The 20,276-nt window shown below is 55.2% G+C and carries 16 protein-coding genes and 2 rRNA genes (1 of these 18 only partly in view); 8 read left to right on the top strand and 10 right to left on the bottom strand.

The features are described from left to right. The 5 genes from RDK48_RS09855 to RDK48_RS09835 all read left to right on the top strand — a co-directional run. A 23S ribosomal RNA gene (locus tag RDK48_RS09855) occupies positions 1 to 1,634 on the top strand (it extends 1,300 nt beyond the left edge of the window). Between the two features lie 46 nt (positions 1,635 to 1,680). After that, positions 1,681 to 1,795, top strand: a 5S ribosomal RNA gene (gene rrf, locus RDK48_RS09850). 1,604 nt (positions 1,796 to 3,399) lie between these two features. Then, on the top strand, positions 3,400 to 4,104 hold the full coding sequence (locus RDK48_RS09845; RefSeq protein ID WP_298993660.1) for a Crp/Fnr family transcriptional regulator: 705 nt from the start codon (positions 3,400 to 3,402) through the stop codon (positions 4,102 to 4,104). 242 nt (positions 4,105 to 4,346) lie between these two features. Beyond that, on the top strand, positions 4,347 to 6,242 hold the full coding sequence (gene cooS, locus RDK48_RS09840) for an anaerobic carbon-monoxide dehydrogenase catalytic subunit (RefSeq protein WP_298993661.1): 1,896 nt from the start codon (positions 4,347 to 4,349) through the stop codon (positions 6,240 to 6,242). 87 nt (positions 6,243 to 6,329) lie between these two features. Continuing rightward, positions 6,330 to 7,133 carry a P-loop NTPase gene (locus RDK48_RS09835; RefSeq protein ID WP_298993662.1) on the top strand — a complete coding sequence of 268 codons (804 nt, stop codon included), beginning with the start codon at positions 6,330 to 6,332 and terminating at the stop codon, positions 7,131 to 7,133. Between the two features lie 159 nt (positions 7,134 to 7,292). Here the strand turns inward: RDK48_RS09835 and RDK48_RS09830 are convergent, their stop codons facing one another. The 7 genes from RDK48_RS09830 to trpS form a co-directional block, all read right to left on the bottom strand. Continuing rightward, entirely contained in the window at positions 7,293 to 9,464 is a 2,172-nt protein-coding gene (locus tag RDK48_RS09830) for an EAL domain-containing protein (protein WP_298993663.1), read from the bottom strand. A gap of 473 nt (positions 9,465 to 9,937) precedes the next feature. Beyond that, the gene (locus tag RDK48_RS09825) at positions 9,938 to 10,504 is read right to left on the bottom strand and encodes a twin-arginine translocation pathway signal protein (protein ID WP_298993664.1); all 567 of its coding nucleotides are present in this window, start codon (positions 10,502 to 10,504) and stop codon (positions 9,938 to 9,940) included. A 49-nt stretch (positions 10,505 to 10,553) separates the two neighbouring features. Next, positions 10,554 to 11,162: a hypothetical protein gene (locus RDK48_RS09820; protein ID WP_298993665.1), complete on the bottom strand. Its 609-nt coding sequence runs from the start codon at positions 11,160 to 11,162 to the stop codon at positions 10,554 to 10,556. A 455-nt stretch (positions 11,163 to 11,617) separates the two neighbouring features. After that, a complete protein-coding gene (locus RDK48_RS09815; protein WP_298993666.1) occupies positions 11,618 to 12,256 on the bottom strand; it encodes a DUF599 domain-containing protein in 639 nt (212 codons plus the stop codon). Between the two features lie 197 nt (positions 12,257 to 12,453). Further along, complete coding sequence (locus tag RDK48_RS09810; protein ID WP_308587924.1) at positions 12,454 to 12,855, bottom strand: pyridoxamine 5'-phosphate oxidase family protein; 402 nt, start codon at positions 12,853 to 12,855, stop codon at positions 12,454 to 12,456. A gap of 84 nt (positions 12,856 to 12,939) precedes the next feature. Next, positions 12,940 to 13,380 (bottom strand): MarR family winged helix-turn-helix transcriptional regulator, encoded by a 441-nt coding sequence (locus tag RDK48_RS09805; protein WP_298993668.1) that lies wholly within the window; start codon positions 13,378 to 13,380, stop codon positions 12,940 to 12,942. Between the two features lie 163 nt (positions 13,381 to 13,543). Next, positions 13,544 to 14,611, bottom strand: coding sequence for a tryptophan--tRNA ligase (gene trpS / locus RDK48_RS09800; protein ID WP_298993669.1), 1,068 nt, complete (start codon positions 14,609 to 14,611; stop codon positions 13,544 to 13,546). A gap of 362 nt (positions 14,612 to 14,973) precedes the next feature. Here trpS and RDK48_RS09795 point away from each other — a divergent pair, with 362 nt between their 5' ends. Then, positions 14,974 to 15,402, top strand: coding sequence for a cupin domain-containing protein (locus RDK48_RS09795; protein ID WP_298993670.1), 429 nt, complete (start codon positions 14,974 to 14,976; stop codon positions 15,400 to 15,402). Between the two features lie 194 nt (positions 15,403 to 15,596). On the opposite strand, the gene RDK48_RS09790 is transcribed toward RDK48_RS09795, so the two are convergent. The 3 genes from RDK48_RS09790 to RDK48_RS09780 are packed head-to-tail and all read right to left on the bottom strand — an operon-like array spanning position 15,597 to position 18,281. Further along, the gene (locus RDK48_RS09790) at positions 15,597 to 16,454 is read right to left on the bottom strand and encodes a DMT family transporter (protein ID WP_298993673.1); all 858 of its coding nucleotides are present in this window, start codon (positions 16,452 to 16,454) and stop codon (positions 15,597 to 15,599) included. A 34-nt stretch (positions 16,455 to 16,488) separates the two neighbouring features. Continuing rightward, positions 16,489 to 17,256: an alkaline phosphatase family protein gene (locus tag RDK48_RS09785; protein ID WP_298993676.1), complete on the bottom strand. Its 768-nt coding sequence runs from the start codon at positions 17,254 to 17,256 to the stop codon at positions 16,489 to 16,491. Continuing rightward, entirely contained in the window at positions 17,256 to 18,281 is a 1,026-nt protein-coding gene (locus tag RDK48_RS09780) for a hypothetical protein (RefSeq protein ID WP_298993678.1), read from the bottom strand. The genes RDK48_RS09785 and RDK48_RS09780 overlap by 1 nt, the downstream gene beginning before the upstream one ends. A 229-nt stretch (positions 18,282 to 18,510) precedes the next feature. On the opposite strand from RDK48_RS09780, the gene RDK48_RS09775 reads away from it, so the two are divergent. Continuing rightward, on the top strand, positions 18,511 to 19,602 hold the full coding sequence (locus tag RDK48_RS09775) for a glycosyltransferase (RefSeq protein WP_298993680.1): 1,092 nt from the start codon (positions 18,511 to 18,513) through the stop codon (positions 19,600 to 19,602). Positions 19,603 to 19,787: 185 nt separating this feature from the next. Beyond that, positions 19,788 to 20,273 (top strand): hypothetical protein, encoded by a 486-nt coding sequence (locus RDK48_RS09770; RefSeq protein WP_298993682.1) that lies wholly within the window; start codon positions 19,788 to 19,790, stop codon positions 20,271 to 20,273. The last annotated feature ends 3 nt before the right edge of the window (positions 20,274 to 20,276 follow it).

Genomic DNA, 20,276 nt, shown 5'->3' with positions numbered 1-20,276 from the left:
AGTAACGATAAAACGGGTGAAAAACCCGTTCGCCGTAAACCCAAGGTTTCCTGGGTAAAGGTAATCTTCCCAGGGTTAGTCGGTCCCTAAGGTGAGGCTGAAAGGCGTAGCTGATGGGAAACGAGTTAATATTCTCGTACTTGTACATCTGTGCGATGGAGGGACGCAGAAAGGTAGACAGGCCGGGTGTTGGTTGTCCCGGTGCAAGCAGGTAGACGTGTGGTACAGGCAAATCCGTACCGCTCTACGTCGAGACGCGAGTCCGTGACCGTAAGGTCTGAAGCTGTTGAGCCTATACTGCCTAGAAAATCTTCTAAGTTTAGGATGTGCAAACCGTACCGCAAACCAACTCAGGTGGGTGGGATGAATAATCCAAGGCGCTCGAGAGAACTCTGGCCAAGGAACTCGGCAAAATAACCCCGTACCTTCGGAAGAAGGGGTGCTCCTCCGGGTGAAGTTAATTCACTTAACGAGCCTGAGGGAGCCGCAGAGAAATGGTGGTGGCGACTGTTTACTAAAAACATAGGTCTGTGCGAAGTCCTAAAGACGACGTATACGGACTGACGCCTGCCCGGTGCCGGAAGGTTAAAAGGAGAGGTCAGCGCAAGCGAAGCTTCGAATTGAAGCCCCGGTAAACGGCGGCCGTAACTATAACGGTCCTAAGGTAGCGAAATTCCTTGTCGGGTAAGTTCCGACCTGCACGAATGGCGTAACGATCTCCACACTGTCTCGGCCAGAGACTCGGTGAAATTGAAGTCGCGGTGAAAATGCCGTGTACCCGCAGAAAGACGGAAAGACCCTGTGCACCTTTACTATAGCTTGACATTGGGATTTGGAACTGCATGTGTAGGATAGGTGGGAGACTGTGAACTCTGTACGCTAGTATGGGGGGAGTCATTGTTGAAATACCACCCTTGTTTTTTCAGGTCCCTAACCCTCGACCGTTATCCGGTGAGGGAACAGTGTCTGGTGGGTAGTTTGACTGGGGCGGTCGCCTCCTAAAGAGTAACGGAGGCATGCAAAGGTTCCCTCAGGCTGATTGGAAACCAGCCGTCGAGTGCAAACGCATAAGGGAGCTTGACTGCAAGAGAGACATCTCGAGCAGGTACGAAAGTAGGTGTTAGTGATCCGGTGATCCCGAATGGAAGGGTCATCGCTCATTGGATAAAAGGTACGCCGGGGATAACAGGCTGATCGCATCCAAGAGTTCACATCGACGATGCGGTTTGGCACCTCGATGTCGGCTCATCACATCCTGGGGCTGAAGCAGGTCCCAAGGGTACGGCTGTTCGCCGTTTAAAGTGGTACGCGAGCTGGGTTTAAAACGTCGTGAGACAGTTTGGTCCCTATCTTCTGTGGGCGCTGGAGAATTGAAAGGGCCTGTCCCTAGTACGAGAGGACCGGGATGGACGCACCCCTGGTGGACCTGTTGTCGTGCCAACGGCACAGCAGGGTAGCTATGTGCGGAAGGGATAACCGCTGAAAGCATCTAAGCGGGAAGCCTGCCTTAAGATAAGTTCTCCCTGGAGCAATCCCTAAAGGGCCGAGGTAGACTACCTCGTTGATAGGCTGGAGGTGGAAGCGCCGCGAGGTGTGGAGCTGACCAGTACTAATAGCCCGTGAGGCTTGTGTTTGAAAAAAATCCTTCCGTCCCTGTCAATTAATATTTTGACAAATTTCGTTGATAGCCATGGAGGAGAGGGTACACCCGATCCCATTCCGAACTCGGAAGTTAAGCTCTCCATCGCCGATGATACTGCATAACGTCATGTGGGAAAGTAGGCCGCTGTCAACGATTGCTCCAAAGCCCCTTGCTGCTTCTAGCGCAAGGGGCTTTGTCTTTTATCCCTCCTTGCTCCTTCCTTCCTCGCGGCCTTCTCGCCTGCATCTACATCCCCCTTACTGCCTCCACGCTACCTTTGGCGCGACCTTCTTCTTCTTCTTCTTCTTCTTCTTTCCCTTGCTTCACAGCCTCCTTCTGCCCGAAACCCTTGAACCTCCTTGCTTGCAGTTCTGCCTGAGCCTGTCAGGCGCATTTACGCAAACCCGTCTTTTTGGGCCTGACTGCGTCAAAATTAGTTTTTTAATGCTCACGTACTTGAGTACGCTGCGCTTAAAAAACTAATTTTTCCTTGTCAGTCCACAAAAATGCGTATTTTGCAAACTCGCCCAACACCAGCACATCGCCTCCGCCTACGCTCCGGCGAGTCTAAGGAAGGCAACGCCACAACCATTTTCTGATCACGCCCTGCAAAAGATAAGATGCTATAGGCAACGCACGACCACCACCTGATCTCGACCACTGAAAGCCAAGGAGGGTAGGCGATGCCTTAATTATCACATTTCTGACCCTTGAAAGGCAGAAGGAGTGACCAACAGAAAGTGACTTCAGGGTCTGTTTCTGGTCACGACCACAGCAAATCAAGTTTTCCCTGACAACATAATTTTTCACTAGTTCATTGTAACTGCTCGCCCGAATGTGCTGAACGTGACTCCGCAACCTTTCTTTAATTACTGCCTGCAAAAGGCATATGAGGTTAACGACTTGCCGTTGGCTTCTTTAGCAGTGGAGCTTTCGTTTCGAGGTGACTAGGGAAGTAATCAACACGTCTTGCCTGTGATGATGCCCACAGCGAAACCAGATTTTTTGCGATGCAACAATTTTTTTGGCGAGGCAGCTTGAGCCAACGACCAGCTTTCAAAGCAGAATAGTTATCTGGATCGTCGGCAGAAACGGACTTTATCCAACGCAAAAGCGCTATCTGGCATTTACGCGGCGCGGAGGGAGATCGCCTGACCGAGCGCAGCGAGCAAAGGAAGTTCCCGAAGCTATAGCCGCGTTGTCCTCGCCATACTGGGGTAATTGATAGTCGCTCTTAGGGGGTGTTCCGAGGGGAGTGCAAGGGGGGCCGAGAAGGGGGGGCGAGAAGGGGGGGCGTAGCCCCATAACCGGCCCCCCTTTGCTGCGCCCCGCACAGGCGTCCCAAGCTCCGCCTTGGGCGAACCCCAATGCTGAAGGACAGCAAAAAATCAATTCATGGTGAACAGAAATCGCCCGCCGACAGGCGCACCAAACCCGGCGGAGAGGCAGGTTCCCGTGCTCAAAGGTCAACAAATTACAGCTAATTCTCAAAAACTAATTCTCGAACACTTGAAAGCAGCATTTATAAATTCCTCCCAGCTCTGCGTTCAGGCAGTTCGGTGCACCGTACTCAGCATGAAAAAAATTAGTCCCGCATCCTTTTCAACCTCCAATGCACAGCGAAATCTTTGACGAATTTGCGCATGGACTATATGTTTAAATCAGGAACGCCGGGTTGAAGTGGAATGGCCGAGCAAATTTTGTCATACCGTGTATCCCTCGCGAATCCATGAGTATGCTGGGCGCAGGAGAATCCCATGAAGTTTACCTCAGTCAATTTGCTGGACGAGCTTGCAAAGCCAGAGTTCTCTTCGCTGCTTTCTGCTTTTAATGAGCGCCGCTTCTCCAGAAACAGCATGATTTTTACGCCCAGCTATGATGAAGAGCTGGAAAGCTCTCTTACAGCGGTTTCTCCAGCAGGGGAGCGGCTGATAGCCGGTAACTACGTGTTCATTGTGAGCAAGGGGCTTGTGCGTGTATATCTGGCCTATGGCGAAAAAGAATTTACCATCGCCTTTCTCAAACCGGGCGATGTGTACGTCAGCCACTCCAGCGCTCAGGTTCAGGCTGTGGAAGATACCACCATTCTACTGGTGGACACTCCCACGTTTAATCAACGCATGATGTCTGTGCCGCAGTTTACAGTAACTGTTGTGCGAGTGCTTGGCGGTATTCTCAAAAATACGTTCAGTATTGTTGATGGCCTTGCGCTACGTGATGTTTCTGCCCGCCTGGCTCGTCATCTTGTTTCTGCCGCGCAAGAAAGCGCCCCCGGCCCGGATGGCCGCCGCCGCGCCCGCTTGCAGCTTTCGGGCGAGATGTTGGCCCAGACCCTCGGGGCGTCCCGCCAGACCATTTCCACTCTGCTGACCGACCTGACCCGCTCGGGTATTTTGTTCAAGGAGCAGCGCGGCGTATATTGTATTCTCGATGAAGGTCGACTTCGCGAACTTCTGGACTAATCCGCAAGATATTCTTCTACTCTGGCCTTTTGAATTCTCAATTTCAGACTTTTTTACTATTATTTTTTACAAGGTATTTTAAAATACTATAATTATTTCAGGTTGTTAAATTGTTATAAAAATCATCACCGTTCCTTTGTCGCACATCTGACAGACGCCCTTGCCTGACTGTGATACCAGTATGACAAAGATAGCGGCGCAGACTTGGCGCGCCGTGTAACCTCAAGTTTTGTGGGGCAGCTATGGAAAGCAAGAAGCGCGACATCAATGACATGTCTATATGGGATGATGCCAAACGCATGCTGGCAAAGGCCAGAGCAGATGGTGTGGAAACTGCATGGGACAGGCTGGATCAGCAAACGCCGCATTGCCGTTTTTGCGAGCTTGGCACCACCTGTCGCAACTGCGTCATGGGGCCGTGCCGCATCAGCGCCAAGGCCGAACCCGGCGGAAAACTTTCTCGCGGCGTGTGTGGCGCAGACGCCGATGTGATTGTGGCCCGCAACTTTGGGCGCTTTATCGCAGGCGGTTCAGCCGGGCATTCGGATCACGGACGTGATGTGATCGAAGCCTTGGAGGCAGTGGTGGAAGGCCGCGCCCCTGGCTATCAGATTCGGGATGAGGCCAAACTGCGGCGCATTGCCGCCGAGCTGGGCGTTGCGACAGAAGGCCGCGAGGCGCTTGATGTGGCCGCCGATGTGGTGGATGCCTGCTACAGCGATTTTGGCAGCAGGCGCAAGGCGGTCAATTTTGTCTCCCGTGTTCCGGCCAAGCGCCGTGAGCTGTGGGAAAAGCTCGACATCACTCCGCGCGGCGTTGACCGTGAAATTGCCGAAATGATGCACCGCACCCACATGGGCTGCGATAACGATGCGCCCAATACCATGCTGCATGCGGCGCGTTGCGCCCTGGCCGATGGCTGGGCTGGCTCCATGATCGCCACGGAGCTGTGCGATGTGCTTTTCGGTACACCCAAACCCAAGATGTCCACCGCCAACCTTGGCGTAATCAAAAAGGACACAGTCAATATCCTGGTGCACGGTCACAATCCGGTGGTGTCCGAGATGATTCTTGACGCTGCTCGCGACCCAGAAATGATCGAGCTTGCCAAAAAGAACGGAGCTACCGGCATCACTGTGGCAGGTTTGTGCTGCACCGGTAACGAACTGCTCATGCGACAGGGCATCCCCATGGCGGGCAACCACCTGATGACGGAGCTGGCAATCGTGACCGGCGCTGTGGAAGTTGTGGTGGTGGACTACCAGTGCATCATGCCGAGCCTGGTGCAGGTGGCTGGCTGCTACCACACCCGCTTTATCGACACTGCCGCCAAGGCGCGCTTTACCGGGGCCATTCATTTTAATTTCCATCCCGAAAATGCGCGGGAAGAAGCCCGCAAGATCGTACGCATGGCGGTGGATGCATTCTTGGAGCGTGACCCCAAGCGTGTGGAAATCCCTGGCGAACCTGTCAGCATCATGACCGGTTTTTCCAACGAGGCCATTCTTGAGGCTCTGGGCGGCTCGCTTGATCCCTTGCTGGATGCCGTCAAGGCTGGCACTGTGCGCGGGTTTGTGGGCGTGGTTGGATGCAACAACCCCAAGATCAAGCACGACTCGGCCAACGTGGGCCTCATGAAGGCGCTTATCAAAAAAGATATTATGGTTCTGGCCACAGGCTGCGTCACCACTGCGGCGGGCAAGGCCGGGCTGCTGGTGCCCGAGGGCGCTTCCATGGCCGGGCCGGGGCTGCAAAGCCTGTGCAGCGCGCTGGGTATTCCGCCGGTACTGCACCTCGGCAGCTGCGTGGATAACGCCCGTATTTTGCAGTTGTGCGCGCTGATCGCCAATGCTCTGGGCGTGGATATCTCCGATCTGCCCGTGGGCGCGTCCTCGCCGGAATGGTATTCTGAAAAAGCGGCGGCCATCGGCCTGTATGCCGTTGCCAGCGGCATTTACACGCATCTTGGTCTGCCGCCCAACATTCTTGGCTCGGAAAAGGTGACAGATATAGCCCTGAACGGTCTGGAACAGATTGTGGGCGCATCCTTTGTGGTAAATGACGACCCCGAAAAGGCGGCTGACCTGCTGGATGCGCGCATCCGGCAGAAGCGGCAGGGCCTTGGCCTGCAGCCTTAGGCCAGTGTGTTTTGCAGAGTGGGTGGGCAGGGCCTGCCCACTCTGTGCAAAGCTCAGGGACTAATACATAAACCACAGGGGGATTGCATGAAGATTGCCGTTTCTGGCAAGGGCGGCGTGGGCAAAACCTCCATCACCGCCTGGCTTGGCGATTATCTGGCGCGGCGCGGAGAAAAGGTCTGGCTTGTGGATGCCGACACGGCGCTTTCGCTTGGGCAGGCCTCTGGTCTGGCGCGGGCTGATTTGCCGGAGGCCCTCACCCAGCGCGCCTCATTGATTGAAGAACGCATTCGCCCCGCTGGCAAGGGTGGCATGATGGATCTTGATCCGCATGTCAGCGATCTGCCCGAGGCTCTGTCAGCCCCCCTGCCTGCTGCAGGAGATGGGGGGAAAAACACTGGAGACAAACGCCTTCTGGTCATGGGCCCCTTGACCAGCGCCGGGGGCGGCTGCGCTTGTGAAAGCAACGCACTGCTCAAGGCCCTGCTGGCGCATCTGGTGCTCGACAGGCGTGAGTGGGTGCTGGTGGATATGGAGGCCGGGGTGGAGCACCTGGGCCGGGGAACCGTGGCACATGTGGACGCCTTGCTGGTGGTATCCGAGCCGAGCATGCGCTCGTTGGAAACAGCAGCAGAGGTTGCCCGCATGGCTGGCGACCTGGGACTGCACCGTCAGGTGCTGGTGCTGAACAAGGCTACTCCTGATCAGACCGCAGATCTGCCGCCTGTTGCCGATCTGCCGCAACAACGCGTCAGCATGCCTGATCTTGAGGCGCTACGTGCGCGCCAGTTGCACTCTGGCTCTGTTCTGGGGCTGGGCGACGAAACAGAACAGATGCTGGATAGCTTTTGCGCCAGCCTGTTGCAAAAAATCGAAGGCGAATCCGTCTAAAGAAGGTAGCGCAGGCTTTGCCCGTCACGCTGCCTTGGCCCTGTCTGACAGGGTATGATTGAGGCAGATTGGTGAGAGTTCAAGCTATAAAGTTCAGGCCCCGGTTATGCCGGGGCTTTTTGCGTGATGGGGCATGCGGAAAAAACGTCTGCTGCTGCATTAGGCTTCCTGATCATTCTGCCCGTTGTAGCGCAGCACAAAGTCCAGGCAGTCCGCACCAGAAAGCGGGCGGCTGAAATAATAGCCCTGAAACGTATGGTAGCCTATGCCCGTAAAAACGCGCAACTGCTGCTCGTCCTCCACTCCCTCCACCACGGTGGTTATGCGCAGGCTGCGGCTCAAATCCAGAATGCTGCGCACGATCTGTTCCTGCACGTTGCTGTTGAGGCTTTCTGTGAGGGATCGGTCAACCTTGACCGTTGTCACGGGGAAGGCGCGGATGTAGCGCAACGATGTGTGCCCCATGCCGAAATCATCAATGGCAAGGCGTACTCCAAGCACACGAAGGCGGGTAAGCAGGTCGAGAGTTCGGGCGTCCGGCTCCAGAATGGAAGATTCCGTGATCTCCAGTTCAAGCTGGGTGGGGGTAAGGCCCAGACCGTGCAGCGTACCAAGTACCATCTGGGCAAAGTTGGCATTGCGCAACTGGCTGGGAGTGATATTGACGGCGATCACAAGGTCATGCGGAACCTTGGGCTGCCATGCAGCGCGCAGTTTGCAGGCCTCAAGCAGAACAAATTTGCCCAGCCGGTCAATGAGGTTTGTGTCCTCGGCGAGCGCAACAATAATTGGTGGGGCCACAGGACCATATATGGGGTGATTCCACCGCAGCAGGGCTTCCACGCCTGCCACGCGTTTTGCCGTGTGGTCGCACTGGGGCTGAAATACAAGATAAAGCTGACCGTCATTGGCGTTTAGCGACCGCTCAAGGTCTGTGGCAAGCGTGTGGGCAAGGCGGCCCACTTCGCCGGGAATGTTCAGGCACTTGCGATTGTCGGGAGAACCAAAATCACAGCGGTTGGCAATTTGCAGCAGGCTGTGCATAACCTGTTTGCCGTGCTTTTCGCGCACTGCGTCAGAGAGAGCCACAAAGGGCAGATATATGAAAAAGCCCAGCCCAAGGTTTATCATCTGCAAAATTGAGCCGTTGATGCTGCCAGTCGCGACATAGCCGCTGATCAGCGGGGGGATGGTCCAGGCAACTCCCACCGTGGTATGCGGCACAAAGCCAATAATTGTTGCAATGTAGGCCACTACGGTTTGTACCGTCGGCACCAGAAGAAAAGGAATGGCAAAGGCGGGGTTGAGCATCAGAGGAATGCCGAAAATAAGAGGCTCATTAACGTTGCACAGGGCCGGAACCAGCGCAAACAGGCAGAGTTTTTTCATGCCCCAGTCGCGGCAGCGTACCAGAACGGCAAAGCAGAGGGCCAGGGTGGAGCCAGAGCCGCCCATGCGCGTAAATGTATCGAAAAATATTTTTGTGAACACAAATGGCGGCTGGTTGCCATACATTATGGCTTTGGCATTAACAAGGCCCGCAGGGGTGAGGATGTTCACATCCACAGAATTGAGCACGTTGGGGCCATGAGCGCCGAAAAACCAGAGCACTTGCGAGGTGAAGCTGTAGAGCAGGCCAAAGCCGAGGCCATTGCCGCTATGCTGAAAGGGCAGGGTAAGCAGCTTGCTTGTTGCGGCATGCAGGTCTGTTGCTCCCCATAGCGTCAGCAGAAAGCGGATAAATCCGAAAAGCAAGATTGTCGCCATGGCCGCTGGCATAACCGTGACTACGTCGCGCACAACCGGATCATGCCCGGCCATTTCTTCCGACAGATGAAAAATCCGGTACCGCGCCAGGCGCACAAATACGGCGCTGCCCGCCATGGCCACGCACATGGCAAGCAGAAGGCCTCTGTCCATGGAAAAGCTGATGGTCCAGGAACTTGTTTCTTCCGGCGCAACAATGACAAAAAAGCAGGAGAGAACCACCAGCGAACTCAGCATGGGGCTGACTGCTGGCGCAGAGGGATTGGTCAGATTGGCCCGCATGGCGCTGGCTCCGCCCAGTGCGCAGGCCAGGGCCAGGGCGGATATGCCGAATGTGCCTGCCACAAGGGTGTCGCACGCGCGCATTCCCACGGGGCCAAGCAGGGCGTCAACGGCATTTTGCGCGGCTTCAAAGGGCAAATTGCGCAGCAGCAGGGTGAATGAGCCGATCATTATGAGCGGCAAAACAATGAACAGCCCTCGCCGTATGGCAAGAAAAAATGGCCTCCCGCTCAAATTATCAAGCAGGGACAAGAGGGATTGGGCTAACTGTTTGCTGTTCATATGCAGAGTGTCGCTTGCAAGTCCACCTTCCACGGCCCAGTGTGTACGGTCAGGCAGTGAGCCGTTTGCTCGAATTTGTGTCAAAGACCTCAAAAGGCACCGGCATCAGAGTTTGCCGAGCCAGCCTGCAAGCTGTCTGCAATTGCACCCGGCAGGAAGGACCATTTGAGCGATCCAGTCATGCATTTGGATGACTTATTATCAACCTGTGTAATATCAGGCTAAAAAACAATCAAGAGGTCAGGGATGTTAGCGGCAAAGATCGGGCGATTTTCAGAAGAAAGGGGAAGGGGCAGATCGGCAAGCGATTCAGACGGTGATTGCACTTGTAAGCTTGAGCCCAAGAACGAGTATGACCACATCACGGGTTCACTATCTTCAACCGCATGCGCAAGAAAAACGGCGGCCTACCTTGAACCGTAAGCCGCCGTTTATGCATTTCAACAGGCTGAAGAGTATGTGAAAAACAGAGGCTACTTGCCCGGATGTATTTCAGTTATTTTGCTACCCTGAATACCCAAGCCAGCCATCAGCCCCTTCTGGTTGAAGAAAAATGCGTACACTCCAGAGCGAGCCGTGGTAGTGGTAAACGATCTGGCCATACCCTCATCCACAACCACCACGCTGGGGCCGACACCTATCTCCCATCCTCCACTGCTTTTCAGATACTTCAGGTCATCATCCGAAAGAAAAAACAGAGCATAGCCAAACTTCTGTATACCGGCCTGCAGCCCGTAGGATGCTGCAACGCTACGATAGAAGCCCTTGGTTTTGCCTCCAACCCGCAGGGCGCCTTCGCCGAATTGACCGCCAATGATAAGGCCGCCCTTGACTATGTTGGGAAAGACAAGGATTCCCTTGGCCGCGCTTCCCATTTTTTTTGCCGCCGGGCTTGAAGCGTATAACTGGTTTAACGCAGCAGTAACATCATAATTGATTGATGCCGCGCTGTCGGCCACGGAGGGCGCTGGAAGTGCAACGACCATGAGTGCAAGCAGGGTTAAGAAGATCATCAAACGCCGAAGAATTTTCCCGTTCATTGACCATTCCCTCATTAATATGACCCTTGAATACACCAGGCTTATAGAATCAACGTTTGGAACCCTGCTTGGAGCTCTGCTTAGGGCTCTTCCGTACGGCGATATCAACAACCTCAAGATAACTTATGCCCAGCGTATCCCCGGCCTTAAGTTTTTTGAGGTTCTCTGGATTTTGCACCTTGACCACCACCACAGAACCGTTGGCGAGTTCAAGCTTGGCCAGCTCGTTGACTTTATCCATGGCAAGTATCTTGGCGGTAAAGTTCGATTCTCTTACTCCCATGCCTTGCGGTTGGGATCCGGGTTTGGCCCTGACAACAGCAGTAGCCTGTTCGTCAGCCACAGAACCAGGTTCCGCCAACCACACTGTCAGTTCACGCCCGTAGGAAATATCGACCATATCTCCTTTCTTTACGCGCCGCAGATTAACGGCTTCCTTGCTCACATGAATAATAAACAAATCACCCTGAAGGCTGCTCAAGGTTACCTTGCGCGCTTTCAGATCAACAGCTTCAACCTTTGCCACCGTGCTCTCAATCTCAGAGCTCATCACCAGCGTTTCATTTGGCTGGGCAGAAGGTTGAGGGGCGTTTTTGCTGCAAGCCACCAAACATATAGTCATAAGTCCTAGCACCAATCCAGAAAATACAATCTTCATGCCTTTCCCTCCCATGGTTGACTTTTTCATTTGATTACAAACATTCTTTGACAAGAATAAAGTACCTCTTGCCTACTAAGCCGTCAATTCTATCTGACTTGCGTCAAGGTTAAAACAATGCGCATACCTAAATAAACTGCATATAAAAACTGCATGCTAGTGATGAAAATGGTGAGTACGCCGTTAATTATGCTTACAAAAGTCGTTCATATTAGATAGAAAAATACGCTATTCTGCAACAATGAAGGTAGAAGTGTGTTGTGAAAACTGGATAATATTCTCGTATGGACTGTTATTTTCATCAGTGTGTTTTATTTATATGGTGGTATTTATAAAAAATTAAACGTAATATGCATGTATATGCGTTAGGTGGTGCTTAAATGCAGAATTTTTTTACGATATTACCAAGGGTATCAGTGTAAAATATTTCAAGATTATATCTGATTCGATTTGTATTATGGCGTTTTATCAAGAACAAAAATAATGCTGATCAAAAAGACAGTGCCAAAAATCATGAACTGCGCGCCAAAAATCCAGAAAACCAGCGGCACGGTGAAATAGAAGGCGCGCATTCCCAAATAAAAATGGTTTGCACCCATATTCAGGTATTTTTCTGCCATGCTGCCAAGCTGGTCAGAATTTTTCTGCCCGGCTTCCGCGCCCAGCATAAAGGCCACATGCGTGTAGAGCCTGAGAGAGGAGGCAAAGCAAAAAAAAGCCAGAAAAAAATTCAGCAAAAGGGCAAGAATCTTGAAGGCAAACATGCCCGGCTCCACAGAACCAAAAAAGTTCAGCGCGTGCCATGTATGCCTGACATTTTCCCCATTGCCTGTAAGGGAGAGCACGCCCACAGCCAGCAAAACGCTTGTTGAGGCCATGAAGGTTGAGGCCATGGTGGCGTTGCGCAGAGTTTGCACGGCAAGAATGCCATTCTTTTTTTCAAGAATGGACGCCACCCACTGAACCCTTGCCGTCCGCGATATGCCGTGGATTGTGTAGCCGGGATTGGATGATTCCCTGAAACGGATATAGAGATTGTATGCGGCGTACAGAGCCACAGAAATACAGAAGCACAGCAGGTCAAAAGTATACATCTGAACCCCCCGAAGGCGTAAAAGTCACTGCGCCTTTGCCCGCAATCTCTGTATACCCCCGCATGCCGATCCGAAGCAACCGATGTACTGATGGGGCAGGGCATGACTACTGCCGGGAGGCCGCACCTTCAGCCACTCATGCAGCCACTGAGCGTAGATTTGCGTGACATGCGAGGCTGAAGGTACGGTTTATCGTTCTAGAAGCTGAAAGACTGAGGCGGGTTGCCGCTGAAATCAAACATGAAGGCCGTGCCGTGATCAACGCTGAAAACCGTAAAATGGGGTTTTTCGGCGGAGCCGTAGATGGAACGCACAAGGCCGTTGTTTTCAATGATGCGCCGCTTGATTGCCATGTCATCGTCCAGATTGGCCTGCCCTTTTACGCGCAGGGTTTCCATCTTGGGCGACATGCAGGCAAACTCCAGCCGGGGGTCGCTCTGCAACTGAGCAAAGGTTTCTTTTGAGCGCGCGGTGCAGAACCACAGGCGGCCATTTTCCGCAAACTGAAACTGAAAGGGCCGCACGCGGGCCGCGCCGGAGTCAGAAGTGGCAAGAAAAACCGTGGTGTTGGCTGCAAGAAAATCGATTACTTTTTGCATGATGAGCTCCTTTTTGTTCTATATCGAACTATTGTTTCACAAAAAAACATCCATAGCACTGTGCGTTGGATGCTTTTGCGGGTATCAGAATATGGTTTTCAGGCTGATGTTGCGCAGCACTCTTTCCAGCCCGGCAACAAGGGTTTCCCTGTCGGCTTGGGGCATGTCGCCCCACACGGCATCAAGCAGAGTCTGGGAAATGGCGTCAAAATCAGTCTTTGCAGCAAGCGCTTTGCCGGAAAGGGAAACCAGCATAACCCGCGAATCTTCCTGCGAGGGAGATTTGGTTACGTAGCCCGTCTGCTCCAGTTTGCCGACCAGTGTAGTCACAGTGTTTTTTTGTTTGCCTATTGCCTCGGCAAGCGCGCTCATATGCATGGGGCCGCGTGTAAAAAGGGCCTGCAAAATGGCGCCGTGAGAGGGGGCCATGCCGCCGTGCCCGCGCTTTTCAAGTTCGGCAACTATAAGGTTGTTGGCTTGCTCGCGCACCCGGCCTATGAGGGCAACAATATGATCGGTCTTCATGGGGAAAATTTATTTCGATATAGAACTAATGTCAAGCCTGTCATGAGCAGCGCACCGCAGAAAAAACAAAAATCCCCGGCACTGCCTGCTGGCACTGCCGGGGATGGCTGGTATGGTACGGCGCAATTATCTGCGCTTCGGGCAACCCGCCTGAGTGGGCTGTTTACTTGGATTGCAGCTTGAGGCCCGCTTCAAAATGGTTCAGCTTCATGGCCCGGCGAACCTTTTCAAGGGTTTTTGCGGCCTTGCCATAAGCCTTTTCCGTACCTTTCTTGAGCACGTCAATGACGAAAGGAATGTCCTGTTCGTATTGCTGCCTGCGGGTGCGGATGGGGCTGAGGATCTGCTGCATGACCTCGTTGAGGAACTTTTTTACCGCCACGTCGCCAAGACCGCCGCGCTGGTAGTGGGCCTTCATTTCGTCCAGGTTGGGGTAGGGCGAATTGAACTTGGCAAAGTCTTCCGGCACGGCAAATGCGTCCAGATAGGTGAACACGGTATTGCCCTCAATCTTGCCGGGGTCGGAAGCCTTGAGGTGCCCGGGGTCGGTGAACATGCTGAAAATCTTGTCGTGAACTTCCTTTTCGGAATCACTCAGATAGATGCAGTTGCCGATGGATTTGCTCATCTTGGCCTTGCCGTCAATGCCGGGCAGGCGCAGGCAGGCGGCGTTCTGTTCCAGCAGTATCTGCGGTTCCACCAGGGTTTCGCCGTAGGTGCTGTTGAACTTGCGCACGATTTCCACAGTCTGTTCAAGCATGGGCTTCTGGTCCTCACCTACCGGCACGGCGGTGGCTTCAAAAGCCGTGATGTCTGCCGCCTGGCTGATGGGGTAGGTGAAGAATCCCACGGGAATGCTCTGCTCAAAATTTTTCTGGGCAATCTCTGCCTTGACCGTTGGGTTGCGCTGCAAGCGCGACACGGTGACAAGGTTCATATAATGGAAGCTCAGCTCATAAAGCTGTGGCAACTGGGACTGAATGAAGATGGAGGATTTTTCCGGGTCAATGCCGCAGGCAAGGTAGTCCAACGCCACTTCAAGAATGTTGTTGCGCACTTTTTCAGGATTGTCGGCATTGTCGGTCAGAGCCTGGGCATCGGCCAGCATGATGTAGATTTCATCAAATTTGCCAGAATTTTGCAGCAAAACGCGCTGCTTGAGCGATCCGGCGAAGTGTCCGATGTGCAACTTACCCGTGGGGCGATCCCCGGTCAGAATGATATTGCTCATAATGTTCTGCGTATGCCCAGGGCAAGGGCATCAGGAACGCAGCCTCCATGCGTGAATTTTTTGTAGTACGGAGCGGGCTTGCTCCATAAATATGCAACCGTGCCGCAATGTTTGCACATTCGGCAGGGCGTAGGCTTTTGCCTATACACTAAGCATGCGCAGGCCACAAGGGGCAAGGCCGGTTGAGACGAGACTTCGGCCTTTTGATTGGGAAATAATTCACTTGCGAGGGGTGGGGCATGGGCGTATGTTCAGGCCGTCAGCCACAGATTGCCACCTGTGTGTCGGCGTTCATTGTTCCAATGTGATTTCAGGGTATTATATTGTATTATGGCGAGTGTTCATGTAACGGGAGTGTGATCATGAAAAAGATGCTTTTTGCCGCAGCGCTGTGTTCTCTGGTGTTTGCCGGAACGGCTCTTGCGGGCGAACCGCAGCTCTACCCCAAGGATTCCTTGAAAACCTGGAACCGCGATAAGGTGGCGGGTGGCCAGGGAACCCTGTTCGGTCAGTTCGGCTTTACCCGCAATGATGCCTCCAAAGACATGGTCATCAAGGAAATCGGCTGGATGACCCTGCAACCGGGCGCTTCCATCGGCATGCACAAACATGAAAACAATGAAGACGCCTATATTATCGTTTCCGGCGAGGGCGTGTTCACCGACAGCGCGGGCAAGGAAACCCCGGTGAAAGGCGGCGACATCACCATCGCCCGTCCTGGCGATACCCATGCGCTCAAATGCAGCGGCAACGCACCGCTGGTATTTCTGGATGTGATCGGCCAGCGATAACGCTTCGGTCTGTCAGGGCAAGATCAGCCCGATAAATATACCCCATCAGGCAAACAAAGCACGGCAGTCCGTACGCTGCATCTTTGAAAGTCTGATGGGGTTTGTCTTTGGTGGAGCGGGTTTTATTTGGCGCAATGGAGTGTATTCGTGGGGGTACTTTCAGGTTGTAACTTACTATCATCCAGCCATTAGCACTATTCGCTGGTTTTGTCCGTGGTCAGCAGGAATACTGCACTGAGAACCAGCGCGCCGCCCAACCAGCCGGACGCGTTGAAACTTTCGTTCCAGAACAACCAGACCCAAAGAGTGCCGAGTACAGGCTCCAGATGGCAGGTAACGGCGGCCCGTACAAGGCTGATGCGTTTCAGCCCCTGCCCGTAGCAGATGTAGGCCATGTAGCAGGTGAGCAGCCCCAGGGCGAACAGCCAGCCCCATGTGCCGGGGGCGTGATCCACATGTACCGGGCCGCTGATGCCAAGAGCCACCACGCCGCCCAGCAGCATGAAACCATAAATGCTGGCTGTGGAATAGCGGCGTTGCCACCAGCGGTAAAAGGGATAGTGCGTGGCGTAGCACAGGCCGGAGAGCAGGCCAAACCCAATGCCCTCAAGGGAGGTCTCGCCCGGCAGGCTGCCGCCGGAAAAGCAGACCAGCGCCGTGCCGGAAAGGGCAATAAGCACGGCCAGCGCCTTACGCCGTGTTATGTGCTCGCCAAATAGAAAGCGCGAAAAAACAGCCACCCACACCGGGGCCGTATACAGCAGCACCACGGCGGTCGCGCCGCCGCTGAGCTTGATGGCCATTTGCATGGCCCCGAAAAATACCCCAACGCCCCATGCGCCAAAGAGCATAAATGTCAGGGCATGGCGCAAGGGAATGCGCAGGCCCCCGGTCAAAGCGGCATGCGCCAGGAAAAAAGCGCAGCCTATGGCCGCCCGCCAAAAGGCCGTTTCAAGCGGCAATACGCCCGCATGCTGGCAAAACTTGGAAACAACGCCCAGCAGCGACCACAGCAGGGCCGCCAGCAAAATCCATACATAGCCGTTAAACATGTTCTGCCGCATGATATTTGGGAGGTGCAGGGGGTTATTCAATGCCGAGCGCACGGCATACAAGCCCCGCAATCTGCGTTTGATCTGTGGGCAGCGGGGTGTTTTTAAACCCTTCGCCCACCAGCCACAGGGGAACCCGGCGGGTGGCTTCGCTGTTGTCGTTATGGTTGCCGTCGTCGTCCATGCCGTGATCGCTGGTGACCAGCACCGCATAGCCTGCCGACGTCCATTCCGGCAGCCAGCGGGCCAGCAGCCCATCGGCCCTGCGGGCGGCATCCCGGTATTCCTTGCTGTTTGCGCCGTGCAGATGGCCCGCGTTGTCGATGCCCATGCTGTGCGCCAGCAGCAGATGAGGCTCATGGTGCCGCCGCAGGCAGGCCGCATCGTGAAAAAGTTCATCGTCCGGGTAGGCATCCGTGCAGTAAAACAGGCCGTGGGCAATGGGCAGGGCCACATCGTCTGTAATACGGTCACGCCCCGGCTCAAAGGGGGCTATGTTGCACAGTTCACTCATCCAGTGGTAGGCAGCGGAGGCGGTGGTCAGGCCTGCGGCCTGTGCGCGGCTGAAAATGGTGGGCGCGGGGCAGAGCCGGGCATCATCATTATGCATAATGCCGCTTTGCGCCGGGCGCAAGCCTGTGAGCAGTGTGGCGTAAATGGGGCGGGAGAGCGGCGGCAGTTCGCCTTGCAACTCCGTATGGCGCGCCAGCCCCGCATCGGTGAGCGACTGCATGTAGCTCATGCAGCGGCGGGCCGTGGCGGCGGCAAGGCCATCCAGCAGCACAAAGACCACGCGCTGCATCACCAGTCTCCCTTGCCTGCCGGGCGGGGGCCGAAATCAAGGCCGGGGGCCTGCTCTCGCAGTTGGGCGGCGGTGAGTCCGCGCACTGCGTAATTGCGCGCCAGCCACGCCAGAAAATCATGAATTTTTTTGTACAGGGCATCGGCTGCTTTTTGATCGGGGATATTGGGCGAGCCGCCGGGCAGCATTTCTGACGAATGCCAAAACAGGCTCAAAACCCGCCCGCCGCGTGCCATGTGCAGGCGTGTAGCCGCCCGCATCACGGCGGCGCTGTGCCACACCGGGTTGGGGCTCAACGCTCCCCAAAAATGAAAGGAATCGGCCCAGGCCGCGCCCTTGGCGCACCCATGCCACAGACGTGCAAGTGTGCGCGAAAGCGGAATCTGCGTAACCGGCGATTCCAGCAGGCCGGGGGCGTCCTCAAGCCAGTACGGGTCGGAGGGCGCAAGAAAATGATCCGGCCCGTCATGGAAGACGCGCAAGGGGCAGACCGAACTGTCAAAGGTGATGCCTTCCTCCGCCAGCAGGGGGCGCACAGTGGATTTGAGATCCCAGCGTCCCATGCGGAAGCTGGTCAGATCCGCGCCCTGAAATTCGCGTCCGGCATCCAGCAGGGTGCGCAGGCGCTGGCGCAGCAGTTCGCGCGGCAGGCGGTCTGTGCGGGTGGGCGGCCCCTGTTTTTGCGTGCCGGGTTGCGCCGTGGCGTCCCCAAGCGGCGGTGTGCTCCAGTGGTGCAGGTGCGCGGCGATCTCCGCATTGCAGTGGTCGCGCATCCAGGCCAGATGGGAACAGGCTTCGGCATTGGCAAAAACAGTGTGCGCGCAAAACAGCGTGAGCGGAAAGCCCAGCTCGCTGGTGAAGGGGGCAAGCCTGCGCAGCAGGGCCACATTGCGCACCCCGCAGCCTTGCGCCGCATAATTGCCGGAAAACAGCCCCTCTTCTTCCACATCAAGGCTCACAATCACGCGCAGGGCGGGTTTGTCTGCCTGATTATTGAAGGATGTATCGTTGGTGCAATCAGTCATTCCTCAACTGTAAGCCCAAGCAGGGCGCATGGCAATGCGGGGCGCGCGCAATCCGCTCACCTGGGGGTCTGCCCAGGGAGGCATAAAATAATTGCGTGTATTTTAAATGTATTAAGAGGTGGTGGCTTGGGCGGCCTTGCAAAACCGGGCGGAATGCATACAATAATGCTTACGGCTGTTCGGCTTTTGCGCCGCAACTTTCCGCCGTCCGGTTATCTGAAGGAGAAGCATGACCATCCCACAGCGCATCCTCTTTTTTATGGAGGATCTTTGTTATGGCGGTACGCAACGCCAGACCCTTGAACTGGCCCGCCGCCTGGATCGAACTCGTTTTACGCCGGTCATGCTTACGCTCACTGGCCCCACTGATCTGGATGAAGCCGCGCGGGATGCGGGCATAGAGCTGCACCACATGGGGCATGACCGCAAGGTGCCGCCCCTGTTTTTTGCTGCACTGTATTCAAAGCTGCGCAGGTTGCAACCAGATGTCATCGTGCCTTGCACGGCCCTGCCCAATATCTGGGGGCGCATCTGGGGGCGGCTGGGCTGGCTTGGCGAAAAAACAGCCCCGCGTATTGTGGGAACCTGCCGTGGCGGCGGCGGCCCCAAGCGGCAACATGAACGCTGGCTTTGGCGGCTTACGGATCACATGATCTGTAATTCCGAAGCACTGCATGAAATTTTGCTGTGTTTTGGTCTGCCGCAATCCCGCTTGAGCTACATCCCCAACGGGGTGGACACGGAATTTTTTGCGCCGTCCGGGGCAGCGCCCTCGGCCCGTGCACCCGAAATTGTCTGCGTGGCGCGCCTTGCGGGAGACAAGGATCACCTGACCCTCCTGCGCGCCTTTGAGATTGTGCTGCAACGGCACCCCTCGGCGCGTTTGCGTATTGTGGGGGATGGCCCGGAAGAAGCCAATCTGCATCAGTGGGCCGCGCAGCACGCCGCCGGAAGCAATGTGGACTTTATCCCCGGTGGGCTTGATATGCGCGGGCATTATGCCGCTGGGCGCATCTTCGCACTTTCATCCGTGCGCGAGGGGCAGCCCAATGTGATTCTTGAAGCCATGGCCTGCGGCCTGCCCGTGTGCGCCACATCGGTTGGCGGCATTCCACGGCTGGTGGAGAACGGGCAGAACGGTCTGCTTTCGCATGCTGGGGATGTGGCGGCCCTTGCGGAAAACTGCTGCCGTCTGCTTGAGGACGGCGCGTTGTGCGATGTCATGGGGCAGGCCGGGCGTTTGCGCGTGGAGCGGGATTTTTCCTTCACTGCCATGGTGGAGGCGCATCAGGCCGTTTTTGCTGGCTTGCGCCGCAACTGACGGCTGAACTTGTCAATCAGTCTTCTGCCCAAGTGTGGAAGGCGCAGGAATATATGGAATTGGATCAAAATTCACTGCGTGCATGCTCCAGGGCTGCACAGGCAACGCGGGCAATACGGCTCAGGCGCACGCGGCTGAAATATGTAGTTTTGTGTCTTGCGGCGCTTTGCGTCTGCTTTTGTCTGATGACCGTGGGTGTTTTTGCGGCCCGCGCTGCCGAAGTTCAAGTTCAGCAGGAACAATCCTCCGGCACTACGGCGGAACAGCGCGGCGAACAGAAAAATACGCCCCTTCCCGCCGGGGATACAGCAACGCCAGCGCCGCCTGCTGCCAACACCCCTGTGGAAGTGCGCGAACTCTGGACAGGCTCGCTCTATTCATCAACATACCGTGTGGGCGTGTGCGTTTCCGCTCAGGGTTCGGTGCGCGGCGTGGTGCACCTGCGTCTGTACAACGGCAAGGTTGACGTGTACCACATAGATGGAACGGTGCGTAACAATGATATTGAGGCGCACCATTCATCCGGGCATTCATTCAAGGGGCGTCTTGTTTCTGCCGATAAAGTCGAGGGCGTCATCAGCCTGAAGAACGGCATGAACGTGCGGCTGGAGGGCAAGCGTACTCACGATGCGCCGCTTGCGCCAGAAGACTGCGCCCCCTTGCCCCAATAAAAT

Origin of the sequence: uncultured Desulfovibrio sp., assembly GCF_902477725.1 — a bacterium.
Lineage (GTDB): Bacteria > Desulfobacterota > Desulfovibrionia > Desulfovibrionales > Desulfovibrionaceae > Desulfovibrio.
This window is presented reverse-complemented; position numbering and strand designations above follow the sequence as displayed.

Excerpts from the sequence above, each read along its gene's own strand:
- RDK48_RS09845 (WP_298993660.1), top strand. The coding sequence starts at position 3,400 with ATGAAGTTTACCTCAGTCAATTTGCTGGACGAGCTTGCAAAGCCAGAG.
- cooS (WP_298993661.1), top strand. The coding sequence starts at position 4,347 with ATGGAAAGCAAGAAGCGCGACATCAATGACATGTCTATATGGGATGAT.
- RDK48_RS09835 (WP_298993662.1), top strand. The coding sequence starts at position 6,330 with ATGAAGATTGCCGTTTCTGGCAAGGGCGGCGTGGGCAAAACCTCCATC.
- RDK48_RS09830 (WP_298993663.1), bottom strand. The coding sequence starts at position 9,464 with ATGAACAGCAAACAGTTAGCCCAATCCCTCTTGTCCCTGCTTGATAAT.
- RDK48_RS09825 (WP_298993664.1), bottom strand. The coding sequence starts at position 10,504 with ATGAACGGGAAAATTCTTCGGCGTTTGATGATCTTCTTAACCCTGCTT.
- RDK48_RS09820 (WP_298993665.1), bottom strand. The coding sequence starts at position 11,162 with ATGAAGATTGTATTTTCTGGATTGGTGCTAGGACTTATGACTATATGT.
- RDK48_RS09815 (WP_298993666.1), bottom strand. The coding sequence starts at position 12,256 with ATGTATACTTTTGACCTGCTGTGCTTCTGTATTTCTGTGGCTCTGTAC.
- RDK48_RS09810 (WP_308587924.1), bottom strand. The coding sequence starts at position 12,855 with ATGCAAAAAGTAATCGATTTTCTTGCAGCCAACACCACGGTTTTTCTT.
- RDK48_RS09805 (WP_298993668.1), bottom strand. The coding sequence starts at position 13,380 with ATGAAGACCGATCATATTGTTGCCCTCATAGGCCGGGTGCGCGAGCAA.
- trpS (WP_298993669.1), bottom strand. The coding sequence starts at position 14,611 with ATGAGCAATATCATTCTGACCGGGGATCGCCCCACGGGTAAGTTGCAC.
- RDK48_RS09795 (WP_298993670.1), top strand. The coding sequence starts at position 14,974 with ATGAAAAAGATGCTTTTTGCCGCAGCGCTGTGTTCTCTGGTGTTTGCC.
- RDK48_RS09790 (WP_298993673.1), bottom strand. The coding sequence starts at position 16,454 with ATGTTTAACGGCTATGTATGGATTTTGCTGGCGGCCCTGCTGTGGTCG.
- RDK48_RS09785 (WP_298993676.1), bottom strand. The coding sequence starts at position 17,256 with ATGCAGCGCGTGGTCTTTGTGCTGCTGGATGGCCTTGCCGCCGCCACG.
- RDK48_RS09780 (WP_298993678.1), bottom strand. The coding sequence starts at position 18,281 with ATGACTGATTGCACCAACGATACATCCTTCAATAATCAGGCAGACAAA.
- RDK48_RS09775 (WP_298993680.1), top strand. The coding sequence starts at position 18,511 with ATGACCATCCCACAGCGCATCCTCTTTTTTATGGAGGATCTTTGTTAT.
- RDK48_RS09770 (WP_298993682.1), top strand. The coding sequence starts at position 19,788 with ATGACCGTGGGTGTTTTTGCGGCCCGCGCTGCCGAAGTTCAAGTTCAG.